The organism is Glutamicibacter sp. JC586, from assembly GCF_009805585.1.
Lineage (GTDB): Bacteria > Actinomycetota > Actinomycetes > Actinomycetales > Micrococcaceae > Glutamicibacter.
This window is the reverse complement of the sequence record NZ_VHIN01000002.1, coordinates 455,788-472,484: the sequence shown is the minus strand read 5'-3', so window position 1 is coordinate 472,484 and position 16,697 is coordinate 455,788. Positions and strand designations below refer to the sequence as shown.

General features: G+C 55.0%; 11 protein-coding genes. 6 read left to right on the top strand and 5 right to left on the bottom strand.

What is annotated here, in order from left to right; all coding sequences use genetic code 11:
* The first annotated feature begins 3 nt into the window (after positions 1-3).
* Positions 4-1,311 (top strand): glutamate-1-semialdehyde 2,1-aminomutase, encoded by a 1,308-nt coding sequence (gene hemL, locus FJV47_RS02325; RefSeq protein WP_159609640.1) that lies wholly within the window; start codon positions 4-6, stop codon positions 1,309-1,311.
* Positions 1,312-1,438: 127 nt separating this feature from the next.
* Here hemL and FJV47_RS02320 read toward each other — a convergent pair whose 3' ends face one another.
* The 4 genes from FJV47_RS02320 to FJV47_RS02305 all read right to left on the bottom strand — a co-directional run bounded on the left by FJV47_RS02320 (position 1,439) and on the right by FJV47_RS02305 (position 4,991).
* Positions 1,439-2,287 (bottom strand): MetQ/NlpA family ABC transporter substrate-binding protein, encoded by an 849-nt coding sequence (locus tag FJV47_RS02320; RefSeq protein ID WP_159609638.1) that lies wholly within the window; start codon positions 2,285-2,287, stop codon positions 1,439-1,441.
* Positions 2,288-2,399: 112 nt separating this feature from the next.
* Complete coding sequence (locus tag FJV47_RS02315; protein WP_159609636.1) at positions 2,400-3,065, bottom strand: methionine ABC transporter permease; 666 nt, start codon at positions 3,063-3,065, stop codon at positions 2,400-2,402.
* 3 nt (positions 3,066-3,068) lie between these two features.
* On the bottom strand, positions 3,069-4,061 hold the full coding sequence (locus FJV47_RS02310; protein WP_159609634.1) for a methionine ABC transporter ATP-binding protein: 993 nt from the start codon (positions 4,059-4,061) through the stop codon (positions 3,069-3,071).
* A gap of 246 nt (positions 4,062-4,307) precedes the next feature.
* Positions 4,308-4,991 carry a 3'-5' exonuclease gene (locus FJV47_RS02305; RefSeq protein ID WP_159609632.1) on the bottom strand — a complete coding sequence of 228 codons (684 nt, stop codon included), beginning with the start codon at positions 4,989-4,991 and terminating at the stop codon, positions 4,308-4,310.
* A gap of 88 nt (positions 4,992-5,079) precedes the next feature.
* Between FJV47_RS02305 and FJV47_RS02300 the strand changes: the two genes are divergently transcribed.
* Genes FJV47_RS02300 through FJV47_RS02290 form a run of 3 tightly spaced genes read left to right on the top strand, consistent with a single transcriptional unit; the run spans position 5,080 to position 11,992 of the window.
* Positions 5,080-5,469: an MGMT family protein gene (locus FJV47_RS02300; protein ID WP_159609630.1), complete on the top strand. Its 390-nt coding sequence runs from the start codon at positions 5,080-5,082 to the stop codon at positions 5,467-5,469.
* A 2-nt stretch (positions 5,470-5,471) separates the two neighbouring features.
* A complete protein-coding gene (locus FJV47_RS02295) occupies positions 5,472-8,678 on the top strand; it encodes an ATP-dependent DNA helicase (RefSeq protein ID WP_235026305.1) in 3,207 nt (1,068 codons plus the stop codon).
* Complete coding sequence (locus tag FJV47_RS02290) at positions 8,675-11,992, top strand: ATP-dependent DNA helicase (RefSeq protein ID WP_159609628.1); 3,318 nt, start codon at positions 8,675-8,677, stop codon at positions 11,990-11,992. The genes FJV47_RS02295 and FJV47_RS02290 overlap by 4 nt, the downstream gene beginning before the upstream one ends.
* Before the next feature lie 33 nt (positions 11,993-12,025).
* On the opposite strand, the gene FJV47_RS02285 is transcribed toward FJV47_RS02290, so the two are convergent.
* The gene (locus tag FJV47_RS02285) at positions 12,026-13,396 is read right to left on the bottom strand and encodes a phosphotransferase (protein WP_235026304.1); all 1,371 of its coding nucleotides are present in this window, start codon (positions 13,394-13,396) and stop codon (positions 12,026-12,028) included.
* A gap of 166 nt (positions 13,397-13,562) precedes the next feature.
* On the opposite strand from FJV47_RS02285, the gene nudC reads away from it, so the two are divergent.
* Together nudC and FJV47_RS02275 are read left to right on the top strand one after the other, a co-directional pair.
* Entirely contained in the window at positions 13,563-14,492 is a 930-nt protein-coding gene (gene nudC / locus FJV47_RS02280) for an NAD(+) diphosphatase (RefSeq protein WP_159609626.1), read from the top strand.
* Positions 14,489-16,612, top strand: coding sequence for an ATP-dependent DNA helicase UvrD2 (locus FJV47_RS02275; protein WP_159609624.1), 2,124 nt, complete (start codon positions 14,489-14,491; stop codon positions 16,610-16,612). The genes nudC and FJV47_RS02275 overlap by 4 nt, the downstream gene beginning before the upstream one ends.
* Positions 16,613-16,697 lie beyond the last annotated feature (85 nt).

Genomic DNA, 16,697 nt, shown 5'->3' with positions numbered 1-16,697 from the left:
CTGATGTCTAACTCAGAACAGCTCTTTGCCGAGGCCCGCGAAGTTATGCCAGGTGGCGTGAATTCACCGGTCCGCGCTTTTGGATCCGTTGGCGGTATTCCGCCATTTATGGTGGGCGCCAAGGGCGCCTACCTGACCGATGCCGACGGCAAAGAATATGTTGATCTGGTCTGCTCGTGGGGTCCAGCATTGCTGGGGCACGCACACCCAGAGATCCAAGCGGCAGTACACGCAGCGGTTGACCGTGGTCTGTCCTTCGGCGCTTCCACCCCGGATGAGGCGAAGCTCGGCCAGTTGATCAAGTCACGCGTTGGCGGTGTGGAGCGTGTGCGCATGGTTTCCACCGGAACCGAGGCAACCATGACCGCGGTACGTTTGGCTCGTGGCTTTACCGGCCGCGAACTGGTCATCAAGTTCTCCGGTTGCTACCATGGTCACCTCGACGGGCTGCTTACCGATGCTGGCTCTGGTTTGGCTACCTTGGCATTGCCAGGTTCCGCCGGTGTGACTGCTGCAACCGCTGCCGAGACTTTGGTTCTGCCTTACAACGATCGTGCTGCTATTGAGGCTGCCTTCGCCGAGCATGGAGCCAACATTGCTGCGATCATCACCGAATCAGCTCCATGCAATATGGGTGTGGTTACACCTGAAGAAGGCTTCAACAAGTTCCTGAAGGAAACCACCAGCAAGCACGGCGCCTTGCTGATCGTTGATGAAGTATTGACCGGCTTCCGTGCGTCCTCCTCGGGTTACTGGGGTTTGACCGGCAAGGTCGAGGACTGGACCGCTGACTTGTACACCTTCGGTAAGGTGATCGGTGGCGGACTGCCTACCGCTGCTCTCGGTGGACGTGCAGAGGTTATGGACTACCTGGCTCCGTTAGGGCCGGTCTACCAGGCGGGTACCCTCTCCGGTAACCCGGTAGCCATGGCTGCCGGTATTGCACAGCTGAGCAATGCTACCGATGAGGTCTACGCACACTTGACCAAGCAGTCTGAAGCATTGCAGGGCGCCATTACCGAGGCATTCAACGCCGCGGGTTTGAACCACTCGATTCAGCGCGCAGGAACCTTATTCTCAGTCGCTTTTGGCACCGCTGAAAAGGGCGTTCACAACTACGCGGATGCACAAGCACAGGAAGTCTTCCGCTACGCGCCGTTCTTCCACTCCATGCTTGAGTCCGGCGTGTACCTGCCACCGAGTGTCTTCGAAGCATGGTTCGTCTCGGCAGCACATGATGATGCGGCGATGGAGAAGATCTTCGCGGCTCTTCCTGCAGCGGCTAAGGCTGCGGCAGCTGCCAAAGCCTAAACACGACTAAGCAAGCCCGGGACGGGGCCGAACCAATCAGGTTGGTTTGACCCTGTGCCGGGCTTTTTTGCGTTGGAAAACAAAACTGCCCGAGTTCCGTAGAACTCGGGCAGTGAAGTGCTTCAGATTAGAACGCTGGGATGACGCTTCCGTCGGTCCAGGTCTTCTTGATGTAGGCGCGAACCTCATCGGAGTGCAGCAGCTCTTCAAGCTTCTTGATCGCTGGGGTCTCTTCACCTTCACGCCAGGTCAAGAAGTTAGCGTTAGGGTTGTTTTCGCCTGATTCCTGAGCCAGGATCTCGTCCTTGTTCAGTTTTGCCTGAACGATGAAGTTACCGTTGATCACAGCAACACCGATCGACTTATCGCTCTTGTAGTACTGAACTACCTGCTCAGCGTTGGCGTCCTTGAGTTCTAGGCCCAGTGGATTCTTTTCCTTGTCATCCTGAACGCTGAGGATGGAGTCATCGTCAGCAATGTTCTTCAGCAAGCCAGCCTGTTCAAGAACGCGCATGCCACGGATCTGGTTCACTGGATCGTTGTTTAGCAGAACAGTGGTTCCCTCGGTAACTTCCTTAGGATCCTTGAAAGTCTTCGAGAAGACGGTCATTGGCTCTACGTGGATTCCAGCACCGTGAGCGAACTTGTAGCCCTTTTCTTCGGTTTCGGTCTTAAGGTAAGCCTCGGTCTGGAAGTAGTTAGCATCCAGGGTTCCCTCATTGAGCGAGGTGTTTGGGGTGACGTAGTCGTCGATTTCAACTACGTCGAGGTCGATGCCAGCATCCTTGGCCAAGTTCTCGTCGATGTAGTTCAAGATATCAGCCTGTGGAACGGGGCTGGCGCCAACCTTGATGGTGACCGGGTTTGCTGGGTCCAAGGTTGCATTGGCGTCTGCTGATGGCGAGCTGCTACCGCATGCGGACAGGGTCAGGGCCGCGGCGATGCCGGCGACTGCAAGTGTGAGCTTTTTACGCATAACTTGTCTTCCTTTTCTTGGAGCCGTGGGGCTCAATTGCGAGTGAGATTTGCCGTGTCTTGACGTAGTCCACGGCTCCACTGGATCTACCAATGGAAGTCTTTGTGTGTTTTTAGCGGTGATCGATCTTGCGAGCGATGGCGTCGCCAATAATCTGAACCAGCTGCACGAGTATCACGATGATGACGATCGTGGCGAGCATGATTGGCATGTTGTAACGGGTGTAGCCATAGGTGTAGGCCATACGACCCAAACCGCCACCGCCGACAAGCCCAGCCATGGCCGAATAGCCGATCAAGGTGACAATGGTGGTGGTGGTTGCCGCAACGATGCCAGGCATGGCTTCTGGAATCAGGACTTTTCGAATGGTCTGCATCTTGGTTGAGCCCATGACCAAAGCCGCGTCTACCTTGCCGTGGTTGATGTCGCGCAACGCGGTCTCGACCAGTCGAGCGAAGAATGGAATGGTACCGATGGTCAGGGATACTGATGCGGCGATCGGGCCCAAAGAGGCACCTACAATCAGCGCCGAGAATGGAATCAGCGCGACCATCAGAATAGCGAATGGAATTGATCTGGTGATGTTGATGATGATGCCCGAGAGCAGCACGTTCAACCAGCGAATTGGGTGTAGTCCGCCCTTCCCCGTCACGTGCAACAGAATGCCCAGAATCAAGCCGATAATAACGGTGAGTATCCCCGAGATGACAACCATCTGAAGTGTCTCAACGGTGGCAGTTCCCATAGCCTTGAGAACGGTTGGAGTAAAGAAATCCATAATCTACTTGGCTCCCTTCACGGTCACGGCGATGCCGTTCGAGGTCAAATGATTCACGATGGCATCCAAATCTGCATCCGCATTTAACTGCAAACGCAGATGGGCATACTGCTGATCACCAAGTTGCTCCACCGAGCCGGCCAAAACATTGACGTCGGTATTGAACTGGCGGGCAACGGAGGAAATAACTGGCTCGGTGGCCTGCTGCCCGGTGTAAAGCAGGTCGAGGACTGGACCAGATCCCTCGGCGCGCGGTGCGTCTCCAGGAAGTGGTAGCAACGTTGAAGCAAGGTTGCCGGATGCGTTGGTGATGACCTGTTCAATGGAACCGGACTCAACAATCTTTCCGCCTTCAAGCAGTGAAACCGAGTCGCAAGCCTGCTTCACCACGTGCATCTCGTGCGTAATGATCAGGACGGTGATGTTCAATCGATCGCGCAACTCTTTGACCAGTTCAAGGATCTCGTCGGTGGTCTTTGGATCTAGCGCGCTGGTTGGCTCATCGCATAGCAGCACGTCAGGATCAGTGGTCAAAGCGCGGGCTATACCTACACGCTGTCGCTGACCGCCGGAAAGCTGGGATGGGTAAGCCTTTGCGAATGTCGAGAGCCCAACAAGTTCCAACAGCTCAGCGACCTTGGTTGCTATCTGCTCCTTAGGAGTACCAACCAATTCCAACGGGTAAGCAACGTTTTGCTCTGTAGTGCGTGAGTCAAAGAGATTGGCGTGCTGGAAGACCATGCCGATGCGGCGACGAGCGTTGCGTAGCTCGGAGGTACTGACGTTGGTCAGCTCCTTACCGTTAACGGCTACAGTGCCGGACGTCGGCTGGTCGAGCAGGGTCAAGCAACGAACAAGGGTGGACTTGCCAGCCCCGGAGTGTCCGACGATGCCGTGAATCTTCCCGGTGGGGACTTCTAGGCTGACACCATCGAGGGCAACAACATCCTTGCTTCCCTGCTGGTAGACCTTACGAAGGTCACTAACTGTGATCACTAGGCGGGTTCCTTCAGTTCTCAAATGGGTAGAGAGAGTACCCTCCATTCAACCATTATCGAACTAAATCGCCCGAATAGGGTCAAAAATCGCTTTAAGATTCTTAGTCGAGAGTCATATAGCTTGACAGTTCGAAGATTATTCTCCCAATTGTGACAGAAGATGAACTATCGACTTCCGCGAATTGGCGCATTGATTACTGAGGCACCTGTGACATCGGGCACAGAAGCTTGTTTTCTCTGTGAGCTAGCCCTCCATTATGGGCCAAGCGCCGTCAACTACGGCTTCGGGTTTGGTCTTACGCAGGTAAGTTTGGAAGCTTTCGGCCTGCTCGCGCGCCCAGCCAATTTGCCAACCGTGCAGTACCTGTGGATCGACCTGAAGCTGCGGGTAGCGTTCACCAATCTGCCGGGCTACCTCAACGCAGGCAATGGCGTCAGCCAACGAGGTATGCGCGTTTTCTAAGACGACACCGTAAAACTCACACGCCGCACTCAGAGTGCGCTTGCCCTTGCGAAACTTGTCGACTTGCTTGTCGATGATGAACGGATCGATGACGTTTCCTGGGAAGAACGCCGGCAAGTCGTAGCGAAGGGCTTCATTGTAGAGAACGGAAAAATCATAGGAGGCATTAAACGCAACAATGGGGGACTGCTCAGAAGCGAAAGCCAACAGCTGCATGATCTCCTGGACGGACTGTTTTGGCTCAGCGCCCTCAGCACGTGCCTTCTGAGTGGAAACACCGTGGACAGCCGTTGCCGCTTCTGGAATCTCAATTCCGGGATTGACCAGCCACTCGCGACGGTTCACTACAGCACCCTGTGCATCCAGTAGAACCACTGAGGCCGTTACGATTCGCGCTGTGGTTGTATCGACGCCAGTAGTTTCCAAGTCAAAGCCAACTGCAAGGCCTTTGTGCCATTCATTCATAGGCTCAACGCTACAGGTAGATCAAGACACAATGGTGGCCCAACGCGCAGGTTGTGGATCAACGCTAGCCAGTTGGCAGAATGGAGTCATGAACGAAGCAGGAGATCGAGGACCGCTGACCTACGCCGAGGCGGTTCATCAGTTGGCACTTCTGATTCCCCAAGGGGAAGTGCTGAGCTATGGCGACGTTGCAGAATTGCTCGGTAGCGGTGGAGCACGTCAGGTAGGCAAAGCGATGGCAATGGCACCAGCTGGTACTCCATGGTGGCGCGTGCTGAAAGCAGATGGAGGGATCGCCGATCCGTTGATGGCAAGGGCCCGTGAGCACTGGATCGTAGAAGGCTTGGCGCTGCCAGAGAAAAAAGTGAAGATGAACCAGTTCCGGTGGAATCCTACGCCTAAAGCGTGGGCCCAAATAGATATCCTCAGATCGTTGTTGGGGAATCCTAAAATGTCTGAATTGGATGATGAACTATAGTCATGGACGAAACTCGAAGCGAACTAAACGTAGATCCAGAAAAGATCATGGATCAGCTTCAAACAGTGAGCACCCCGGTGTTGGTTACCGGCGCGCCGGGCACCGGTAAGACCCGCACCCTCGTCAACGCTGCAGTTGCCCACTTGAATGCTGGACTAGACCCGCAGTCCTTGCTGATCATAGCGCCCACGCGTATGACGGCGGCATCCATTCGAGATGAGCTCAGTCGCCGTGCCGAACAGACCTTCACCGAACCAGTAGTTCGCTCCTGGTCATCCTATGCTTTTGACCTGATCAGGAGAGCACGAGTTGAAGGGCTCTTGCCCTTTTTGGAGCGTGCCCCACGTTTACTCTCTGGCCCTGAGCAAGACACCCTGATCGGTAACCTGCTTGAGGGGCATGCACAAGGCCTGACCACGGGACCAGACTGGCCTGAAGAACTGGAGCTGGCGGTTGCGACGCGAGGGTTCCGCAAAGAAGTACGTGAATTCTTTGACAGAGTTTCAGAACTCGGGTTGGAACCGGCAGACATTGAACACTATGGCGAACTGGCCCAACGACCAGAGTGGCTAGCGGCAGCAAGCTTCTACCAGGAATACCGAGATCTGCTTGACTTGGGAAATGCCGAAGCTTTTGATCCGGCAGGCTTGATCACTCGCGCCGCAGAAATTCTTGAAGACAATGAGTCCTTCCTGCACGCTGAACAAGACCGACTACAGCTGATCTTTGTGGATGACTTGCAGGAAGCAACGCTGTCCCAGCATCGGTTGCTAGCACTATTAGGCAAGGACCGATCCCTGGTCGCGTTCGCTGCGCCTGACAACGTCGTGCAGGGATTCCGTGGTGCACGCACCGACGAGTTGCATCGTTTTGAACAGAATTACAGCAGCACCGGAATCGTGACGCAACTAGACCTCACTCAAGGTCACCGCATGTCACCGAAGATCACTCAGGCATGGCACAGAATTGTTAGCCGTGTTCCTGTGGCCGCTGGCACACGAGGACGAAATGTCGAAGCAACATCGATACCTTCAGACGAAGTTTGTGTTGCTTTGACCTTTGAAAATTCCACCTTAGAAGAACGCTTCATTGCCCAGCGCATCGTTGCGCTGAACCTCTTTGAAAAGCGCAGTCTTTCTGAGATAGCCATCATTGTTCGCAATGGGTCGCAGGTACGTTCCTATAGTAGGTTCCTTGAAGGTCAAGGAATCGCTGTCCAAGTTCCACCGGCAGAGATTCCGCTCAAGGACGAGGGAGCAGTCCGCCCATTGCTGGATCTCATGGAATTGGCCCATAACGACTCAACAGCTGATGATCCATTGCTGATGCAAAACCTTCTGCTCTCTCGCTATGGGATGAGTACAGCATTGGAGATTAGGCGTCTGCGTCAACTACTTCGTCAGCGCGAAGCTGCGGCGGGCGGGCGGCGGTCAAGTCAAGAATTGCTGGAGGCGTGCCTGCGTGAACCTGAGCTTGCAGCTCAACTGGGTAAACCCGCTTTTGGACTAGAACGTCTGCTCAAGATGTACGGCGCTCTCAAAAGCGAATTGGGCTCGGGTACAGCGACCCCTGAAACGGCACTATGGTCGATGTGGGAAGCCTCAGGTCGTGCGCAAGCGTGGCGTGAAGAGGCGCTGGGGGCAGGGCTGTCGTCCCGTCGAGCCGACCACGACCTCGACGCAGTGCTCTCGCTCTTCCAGGCCGCCGAACGATTTGTTGATCAGTTGCCGGGCGCCAGTGTGCCGCAGTTTATCGAACACATCCTGAACCAAGACTTGCCCATGGACTCCTTGGCAACACGCGCTGCCGGAGGTAACACGGTCACAGTACTCACCACTGCCGCAGCTGCTGGCAAAGAGTGGCCCATAGTCTTCATTCCCGGTCTGCAAGAGGGGTCTTGGCCCAACTTGCGGTTACGCGGTGAATTGCTCGGCTCCAATGCCTTGGCCGATGTGGCAGAGCACGGTGTCGGCTTCCTGAAAACACGAACCCCAACACATTTGGTTCGCCAGATCCGCAATGACGAGTTGCGCAGTTTCAGTAACGCGGTGTCCAGAGCCTCAGAGCAATTAATTTGCACGGCTGTCGAAAACGAAGATAGCCAGCCATCTTCGTTCTTAGACCTTGTCGAACCGCCAGGCCAAGATGGGCGCGAGACTACCACGGCGCCTCGGATCCGTTCATTGCCCACCCTAGTTGCCGAACTTCGAAGGACCGCCGAGCAACGCAAGGCCGCGATGCTCGGGGCAGTAAGCTCCCCAGATGATCAAGATGCGCAAGCCCACTATCAAGATGCGGTTCGTGTACTCGCCCAGCTGGCCCAAGCGCAACAGCCAATTCGTGGTGCGCACCCAGAGCAGTGGTGGGGACTGCGCCCACTATCCTCCGATACACCGGTAGTACCCGAGGACCAACCGCGCCGTGTCTCACCGTCCAAGGTAGAAACACTGGTGAAGTCACCTCTGAACTGGTTTGTCCAAAGCGCCGGTGGAACCGCAGCACACGACTTCGCCGCATCACTAGGTACCCTGATCCACTCCATCGCAGAGGAATACCCAGACGCCAGCGGGTACGAGTATCAACAGGTTCTCGAACAGCGCTGGCCAGAACTCGAAAAACTCGACAACTGGGAAGGTCAACGCGACTTCGACCGCGCGAGCGAGATGCTCAAGAAGTTTGCCCAATACTGCATTTCGATGCGTCAGGAAGGTCGAGAGCTGGTGGCTAGAGAGATGCCTTTCCTGATCGAAGTCCCAACAAGCAACGGAAGCGAAGTTCAATTGCGGGGCATCATCGACCGCGTCGAGGCTGATTCTGCTGGCAAAGTCACTGTCGTAGACTTGAAAACCGGCTCAACGGCGCCCAGCAAGAATGACACTGTGGAGCATCCACAGTTGGGTGTCTACCAAACCGCCATTCAGCTTGGAGCACTGCAAGATAACGAAGCAACCAAAGAACTCTCTAATGAACCAGCGGGTGCTTCATTGGTCTACGTGGGCACCAAGACTAAAAGTCCCACCATCCGAGAGCAACCTTCGCTGGCCGGAGAAGACTGGGCAAAAACACTAATTTTGGAAGCAGCCGAACTGATGGGCCACAGCGAATTCATTACTCGTCACACCGCGGGTGCCGCAGGAATTCTTGGAAATTGCACCCTGCCAGAAATCTGCCCACTGTGCGCCGAAGGACGACAGGTCACCGAACCATGAGCAATATAAAATACACTCCTGAAGAACTCTCAGAGGCTTTGGGTGAAAAATTCCCACCGACTGAGCAACAATCAGAAATTATTGCAGCTCCACTGGAACCGATGCTGGTCATCGCCGGCGCCGGCTCTGGGAAAACAAAAACTATGGCAGACAAAGTCGTATGGTTGGTGGCCAACCAACTGGTACGTCCCGAGGAAATCCTTGGCGTGACTTTTACGCGCAAGGCTGCTGGGGAACTGTCTATTCGAATTCGCGCCAAGATTGCACAGCTGGTGGCCACCGGATTACTCAGTGAAGAAGAAACTCGCGATTTCCTTGATCCAGCAGTGTCCACCTATCACTCTTACGCCAACACTCTGGTTCAAGACCACGGATTGCGCTTGGGGCTCGAAGAGGACAGCGCACTGCTCGGCGCAGCCCAGTCGTGGCAGTTAGGACACAGCGTTCTTGAAAAGTACACGGGCGACTACCACCACCTTAATAGCGCCACCAGCACTCTCGTTGATGCCATCGTCTCGTTCAGTTCCGAAGCTTCCGAACACTTGGTCACGGCCCCCGAAGCTCATGCATGGATTGATAATCTGGTGCTCAAACTACGCGCCCTGCCCATGGATGCGGAAAAAGATAAGGCGCCAACGCAAATCGCCGTGAAGCTCATCGACAAGTTAGCCTCCCGCGCCACGATTGCTGAACTTGCTCAGGAATACACGCGTGAAAAGAAGAAGCTAGGGGTCATGGACTATGGTGATTTGGTTGCTCACGCCGCGAAGATTGCCCAAGAAGTTCCTGCCGCTGCGCTCGCCGAAAGAGCCAGTCATAAGGTCGTACTCCTGGACGAATTCCAAGACACCTCGCATGCGCAAATGGTGCTGTTCTCACAACTCTACGGACAGGGGCATCCGGTCACTGCAGTGGGTGACCCGAATCAATCAATTTATGGCTTCCGCGGGGCCAGCGCCGGACAGCTCTTTAGGTTCCCCGAGACGTTCCCCATCATTCGTGGCGAGGATCATCGCAACGCTCACGTGAAGCACCTGACGATAGCCTGGCGTAATACCGTCAACGTGCTCTCGGTAGCTAACGAAATTACCGCCGGAGGCACAAAGCACACCGGACCGGTCACCGTGAAGCCATTGGAACCTTCGGCTTTTGCCCACGCGGGACGAGTCATCCTCAACCGTTGCGCTACCGTTCGTGAAGAAGCTGAGGTCATCGCTGATCAGATCATTGCTGAATCCGCTCTGGCCTTCGACGAACCCAAAACTAGTGCTGTACTTTCGCGTAATCGCAGCCAGTTGAGCATTATGGGCGAGGTCCTCTCCGAACGGGGAATTCCGTATCAGCTGGTGGGATTATCTGGCCTATTGAGCACACCTGAGGTGACGGACTTGGTGGCGTGCCTGCATGTGCTTGTAGACCCGCTGCGTTCTGACAAGCTCATGCGAATGCTCTCGGGCGCACGATGGCGCATTGGCACAGCAGATCTAGCGGCCTTCGCCGACTGGTCACGACAACTAGAGCGACGCCGGGCTAAGGGGCTGAATCCAGCAGAATCTGCGGAGGGAAGATCTGATTCGCAGGCGGGTGTTGCTGAATCTGCAAGGGCAGAACTCAATGATGCAGCCAGCCTGATTGAGGCACTGGACTACCTTCCACCAGAAGGGTGGCACAGCGCTGACGGGCGTTGCTTGAGCGAAGAAGGACGTGCACGGCTCTGCGCGCTCAAGGAAGAACTGGCTGGCCTGAGACTGATGGCCAACGATGACCTAGATACCCTCATCCGCGAGGTGGAACGGGCCATGAATCTGGATATCGAGGTAGCCGTCCGGCCATGGGTCGAGCCGAGTGCGTCGCGGGCAAATCTCGACGCCTTTGCCGATGTTGTGCGCGATTATTCGCGCAACGCCCCACGTGTGGAGCTTGCCGGATTCCTTATGTGGCTGGAACAAGCCGCCGAGAAGGAAAGTGGACTGCCGCTTCCGAGCGAAGATGCGGATCCGAGAGCTGTACAGCTGCTCACCGTGCATGCGTCCAAAGGCTTGGAATGGGACATCGTTGCGGTCATGTCTTTGAACGATGGGGTATTCCCTGGATCCAAGTCAGATCGATGGACCAGCGGTGACAAGGCTCTTCCTTGGGAGCTGCGCGGGGATGCGCGGGACTTGCCTCAATGGGATACGGACCAGCCAGCCTTGAAAGAGTTACTGGAAGCCGAATCAGTTTTCAAAGACCACGTTGAAGACCACCATGTGGCTGAGGAACGACGCTTGGCCTATGTTGCCGTGACGCGCGCCAAGTCGCTGCTGATCTGCAGTAGCAGCATCTGGACTGCTACAAGAACCAAGCCAACCGACGCATCAGAGTTCTTCACGGCATTGGTACCGTTGGCTGAAGGCAACGATCCGAAGGCAGAAATTGGTGTGTGGGTTAAGGAGGAGGACGCTCCGGAACAAAATCCCAGCACAATGACACCCCTAGAAGCACTGTGGCCGTATGACCCTTTAGAGGGACCTCAGGTTACCGGCGGCATGGCCCGCAAAGATTTCCCCTACTCTCGCCGCGAAGTTATGGAGGAAATCGCTCAGGATGTGCTCGGTCAAGACCAGGAAGCTCCTTTGCTGACCGAAGCAGGAGAACAATGGTCAGATGAAGCGCGTCGCCTACTGGCTCAGCGCGAATTCTTGAGTAATCGCGAACGAGCAGTTGAGGTGCCAGAACACGTTCGTGCCTCACTGTTCGTTGAATTGGCTGAAGATCCGGTATCAGTCTTAGAGAATCTGCGTCGACCTGTACCACGTCGGCCAGGATTGGCCGCGCGTCGTGGAACGGCTTTCCACGCGTGGATTGAGGAATTCTACGAAAAGACCTCGATGCTTGATCTTGGAGAATTAACCGAACCGGCAGATACCTATCTTGATGAAGCACTCGACCTTGAGTCGATGAAGCAGGCGTTCCTAGCCAGCGAATGGTCGCAGCGTCAGCCCGCGTATGTGGAAGTCCCTTTGGAAACCCGCGTGGGTCCGGTAGCAGTTCGAGGCAGAATTGACGCCGTATTCCAGATGGAAGATGGCACCTGGCTATTGCTGGACTGGAAAACCGGACGCGTCCCACATGGCCAAGATCTCAAGAGCAAACTGGTTCAGCTTGCTGTCTATAGGCTCGGGTGGTCTCGCCTTCACGGCATCGCACTGGAAGATATCAAGGCGGCGTTCTACTATGTTGCCGCTGGGATCACCGTTCGTGCCGAACACCTTTCGGACGAAGCCGACCTCGAAGCGATGATCTCCAACGCTTTCGAGCAACTCGACAGCTAATATCGGGCGACGCTGAGAAGGGGAGTAATTCGTCTACTTCTTGGCGTCGTCGGTTTCTTCAGGTTGCTTTTGATCCACAGGCTCAAGTTTGGTGACTCGTTGTCCGTCTTGGGAATTCTTGGACGGTGCTTCATCAGCGTTCTTGACTTCTACGGATGCAGAGTCAGAGTCATCCGACTCGGGTTTTTTCGTACCGGATTGATCTGCTGGCTTCGAAACTGAACGTGAGTCGCTTGTCTTCGCGGAAGCCGAATTCTTGGACTCAGCGCCCGTGGCGGAGGTAGGACTTTCCTCTTTTTCGGTTAGAGCAGTGACCTTGGAAGTGTTGATGCGCGGAGTCGTAGTGTCAATGGACGCAACAGGCTCTGGGGTAGATGCTTGCTGCACCGAAGAGTCCTTATCCTTTTCCGGATTGGATTCCTTCGCTATCTCGTTATCAGCTTGCGCGACGATAGGACGTGGTGCTTCCACTACAGAAAGCGGCTGTCCGCCGTACTCACTGATGTTGTGGTCCAATTCCCGCAACATCTCTTCGGCTTCAGCGATGCGTTCTGAGTCCTTGGAATCCAAAGACTTCACTAGCCACTGCGCTAAGGCAAATTCTGCAGCCAAGGCCGCGCGGCGCATGATGTGCGGATCGGCAGACTTGTTACGAGCTTCCATGTAGGAGGAATAAACTCGATCCGTGAAGCTCTGGTCTTCGATGGCAGAGAGCCATGCAAAGTCGTCGGCTGGGTCGCCAACATGCAAATCCGTCCATCCCTTAACGGCAGTGATGCTCGAGTGTGAGATCTGGAGTTGCTCTTCATCGAAGGCGCCGTGGACGACAGCTGAATTAAAACGCCATAGCGCTACGTCTTCCATTGCGTGTTCCCAGCGTCGCAACAATCCGCTTGGAACCTTACCGGTAGCAGCTGCAGTATCTAGCTCGTTGAGCTTGCGCTGACGGATTTCGTCGGCTGAGTACGTTGGCAAACCAGCAACTTCAACAGCTTCATCTGGGATCTGGTGAATGGCTGCCATGCACTGTCCCAGGGCCTTGGCGAGGTTACTGCCTTCGTCGACTAGCTCTTCCAACGTTGGTACACGTCCTGGCATGTCCTTGTAGACGAAGGTTCTCAGGGTGCCCTGACGGACGGTGCCGGCCACTGATGGAAGGGCAAAAGGAAGCGAGGTGCGTACCTTGGCGGAAAACGCGCGCAATGCTGAGAGCTCAGCTTCAAGTCGCATGCTGGCTTCATCATGTCGTGGGGAACGAACGCGCCAGCGGTGCTTCAAAGCATCAACAATCAGCGCCGAGTCAAAATCTTCTGCGTCGTCTGACAGAGCCGCAAAACCCACCGGAGCTAATCCGGGGACGGCGGCTGTTGCAATTGCGGCGAGTTCCATGGCAGTGCGTTTCACATGTTCCACCGTATGCGAGATCGTGACCTAAGCGGTTGAATGACGCACAGAATATGCTGGGATTCACCGCGAATGTTCAGGGTCGAGATCAATTGGGCTACTACGTGGTAATCCATACTAGGTTCGAAATGGGTCTGGGGTCAGGCGTGTGGACTAGATTAGATGTATGGCTTTGGCAGATAAGTATCGAACTCCGCTAACTGGACTACCTTTTGCAAGTTCGCTCATTGAGCGTCCATTGACTGAGCAACCGAATCCAGATCTCTTACGAGACAAACTTGCAGCAGAAACAACCAAAGTCATGCTGATCTCTGACCAAGGCGCGGCCGCCCTAGGAGAGGAGCTCTTCTTCCTGCCAGGACCGAGTTACAAGGCCAAAGAAGCAGAGCGTCTTGTTTATTTAGGCACTGCAGAATCAATCGACTACGTGGTCGCTATCGTTGATGCGCAAGATCATTCGGCAGCGGGAATTGAAAAATGGTTCACCCTGCGCGAAGCCTTCACTATTCTCCCAACGCTGCAAGCCGAGCTACTGGTTGAAGCCCAAGCCATCTGCAATTGGATTCGGTCAGAACGGTATTGCCCGAAGTGCGGCTCCGAAGTGCAGGCCTCGAATTCTGGGTGGGGTCAGAGCTGTGTCGAAAACTCACATGAACTGTTCCCTCGAACCGATCCTGCGATTATCGCATCAGTTATCGACAGCGAAGATCGCCTGTTGCTTGGCTCCAACGCAAACTTCAAATCAAAAATGTATTCGGTACTCGCCGGCTTCGTTGAAGCAGGGGAGTCATTGGAATCGGCAGTGCACCGCGAAATTTTTGAAGAGTCTGGGGTACTTGTCGGGGAGGTTGCCTATCGTGGATCCCAACCTTGGCCGTTGCCTCGGTCCCTTATGCTGGGCTTCGCAGCCGAAGCGACCAGCATCGAATTGATACCAGATGGTGCTGAGATCAACGACCTGCGTTGGTTTAGTCGTGCCGAACTCCGTCTGGCTCTGGAGGCGGGAACAATTGACATACCGCGGGGCGTTTCAATTGCGCACGCATTGATCCGTAGTTGGTACGGAAAACCCCTTCCGGAGGCCCAGAGCAAGTGACAGAATTCGACGTTCCACCAGCACAGGACCTGCTGGCCGGTCTTGATGCTGAGCAACGACAGGCTGCGCAGACCTTGAGCGGACCACTGTGTATTCTTGCTGGCGCTGGAACTGGTAAGACTCGTGCGATTACCCACCGTATAGCACACGGTGTGCACACCGGAATATACAACCCAACCAGTGTTCTGGCCCTAACCTTCACCACACGTGCCGCTGCGGAAATGCGCACACGGTTGCGCCAGCTCGGCGCCTCTGGCGTTCAGGCACGAACCTTCCACGCTGCGGCGCTTCGTCAGCTGCAATACTTTTGGCCACAAGCCATTGGCGGCACGTTGCCCCACCTGGTGGAGCATAAAGCTCCCTTGATCGCTGAAGCGGCACGACGGCTTCGAATCTCTAGCGACCGAGCTATGGTTCGCGACCTCGCCTCAGAAATTGAGTGGGCCAAGGTCTCCATGCATTCTCCTGAGAGCTATGCGAAAATCGCAACAAGTCGTGAGATGCCCAACGGGTTGGAACCGGTAAGCATGGCTCGAATTTTTCAAACCTATGAAGAGCTTAAAGACGATCGGTCAGTCATTGACTTTGAAGATGTCTTGTTGCTGACTATTGCCATTCTTGAAGACAACGAAAAAGTCGCGGCCCATGTTCGGCAACAATATCGACACTTCGTTGTTGACGAGTATCAGGACGTTTCGCCATTGCAACAACGGCTTTTGGACCTGTGGCTTGGCGAGCGCAACGAACTGTGCGTAGTCGGGGACGCTTCCCAGACGATCTACTCATTCACCGGTGCACGCCCGGACTTCCTATTGAACTTCGGGAAACGATTCCCTGAAGCCAAGGTAGTGAAGCTGGTGCGTGACTACCGCTCGACCCCAGAAGTCGTCAATCTGGCAAATAAGGTCCTGTCGACCAGACGCATTGAGTCGAATGTCCCCGACCGCAATGTGACGTGGCCAGAACCTTTGGAATTGATCGCTCAGCGCGATCACGGAGTGGCTCCGGAATTCTTTGAATGTGGCGACGACGAAAACGAAGCCGAAGAAGTTGCGATGCGAATTCAGAAACTGCTTAGCCAGGGCCAAGACATTTCTGAAATCGCGATTCTGTACCGAACCAATGGTCAATCTCAAGCTTTCGAGCAGGCACTCAGTGCACACTCCATTCCATTTGTTATGCGTGGCGCTGAACGGTTCTTCTCTAGGCGAGAAGTCAAAGAAGGCATGCTGGCCTTGCGCGCCGCACTAAGCGTTGCTGCCGACACCCCACTGCCTCAGATGGTGCGCGACATCCTCTCCTCGCACGGATACTCGGTCAACGCGCCCAGCGGTGGAACAGGCGCAGTACGCCAGCGCTGGGAGTCACTTTCAGCACTGGTACGACTAGCCGATGAAGTGGTGGCCCTAAAATCCTCGCAGGGGACAGAGGCTACGTTGCACGACGTGGTCAAGGAACTTGAAGATCGGGCTGCGATTCAACATGCTCCAACCCTAGACGGAGTCACCCTAGCGTCGTTCCACGCGGCCAAAGGTCTGGAATGGGACGTAGTTTTCCTGGTGGGTCTGAGCGAGGGACTTGTCCCGATCTCCTATGCCAAAGATCAGGCTGGCTACGACGAAGAACGGCGCCTGCTGTACGTCGGAATTACTCGCGCCCGCACTCACTTGTACCTCTCGTGGTCATTGGCCCGTACCTCGGGCGGACGTGCACACCGGTATCCATCGCGCTTCCTTGACGGCATTAAATCGGTACGTCAGGCTAGCAGCCGGCAGCAAAGTTCATACAAGCGACGAGAACAAAAGGTTACACCAGCAGTATGTACTAACTGCGGTACGTTCTTGACCAGCGCCAAGGAGCGAAAGCTCAAGCGCTGTGCATCTTGTCCCGCTGCCTATGATGAAGCGTTATTTGATAACTTGCGAGGATGGCGCTCAGAAGTGGCGCATTCAAATTCTGTGCCGGCATTTGTCATCTTTACAGATGCCACTCTTATGGCGATTGCGGAACATCAACCAGATTCGTTACAGGGCTTGTCCAAAATCGCTGGTGTAGGTCGCAGTAAGTTGGAACGCTATGGGGAAGCGGTCATCGCCGTTCTGGAATCACACCGAGGCTGAAGATATCTTCGAGTTGTCATCAACGATTGACCCTAGAGGAGTAAGAAGCATTGCCAGCTTATCCAAGCACTGTTGAATTTGTGGC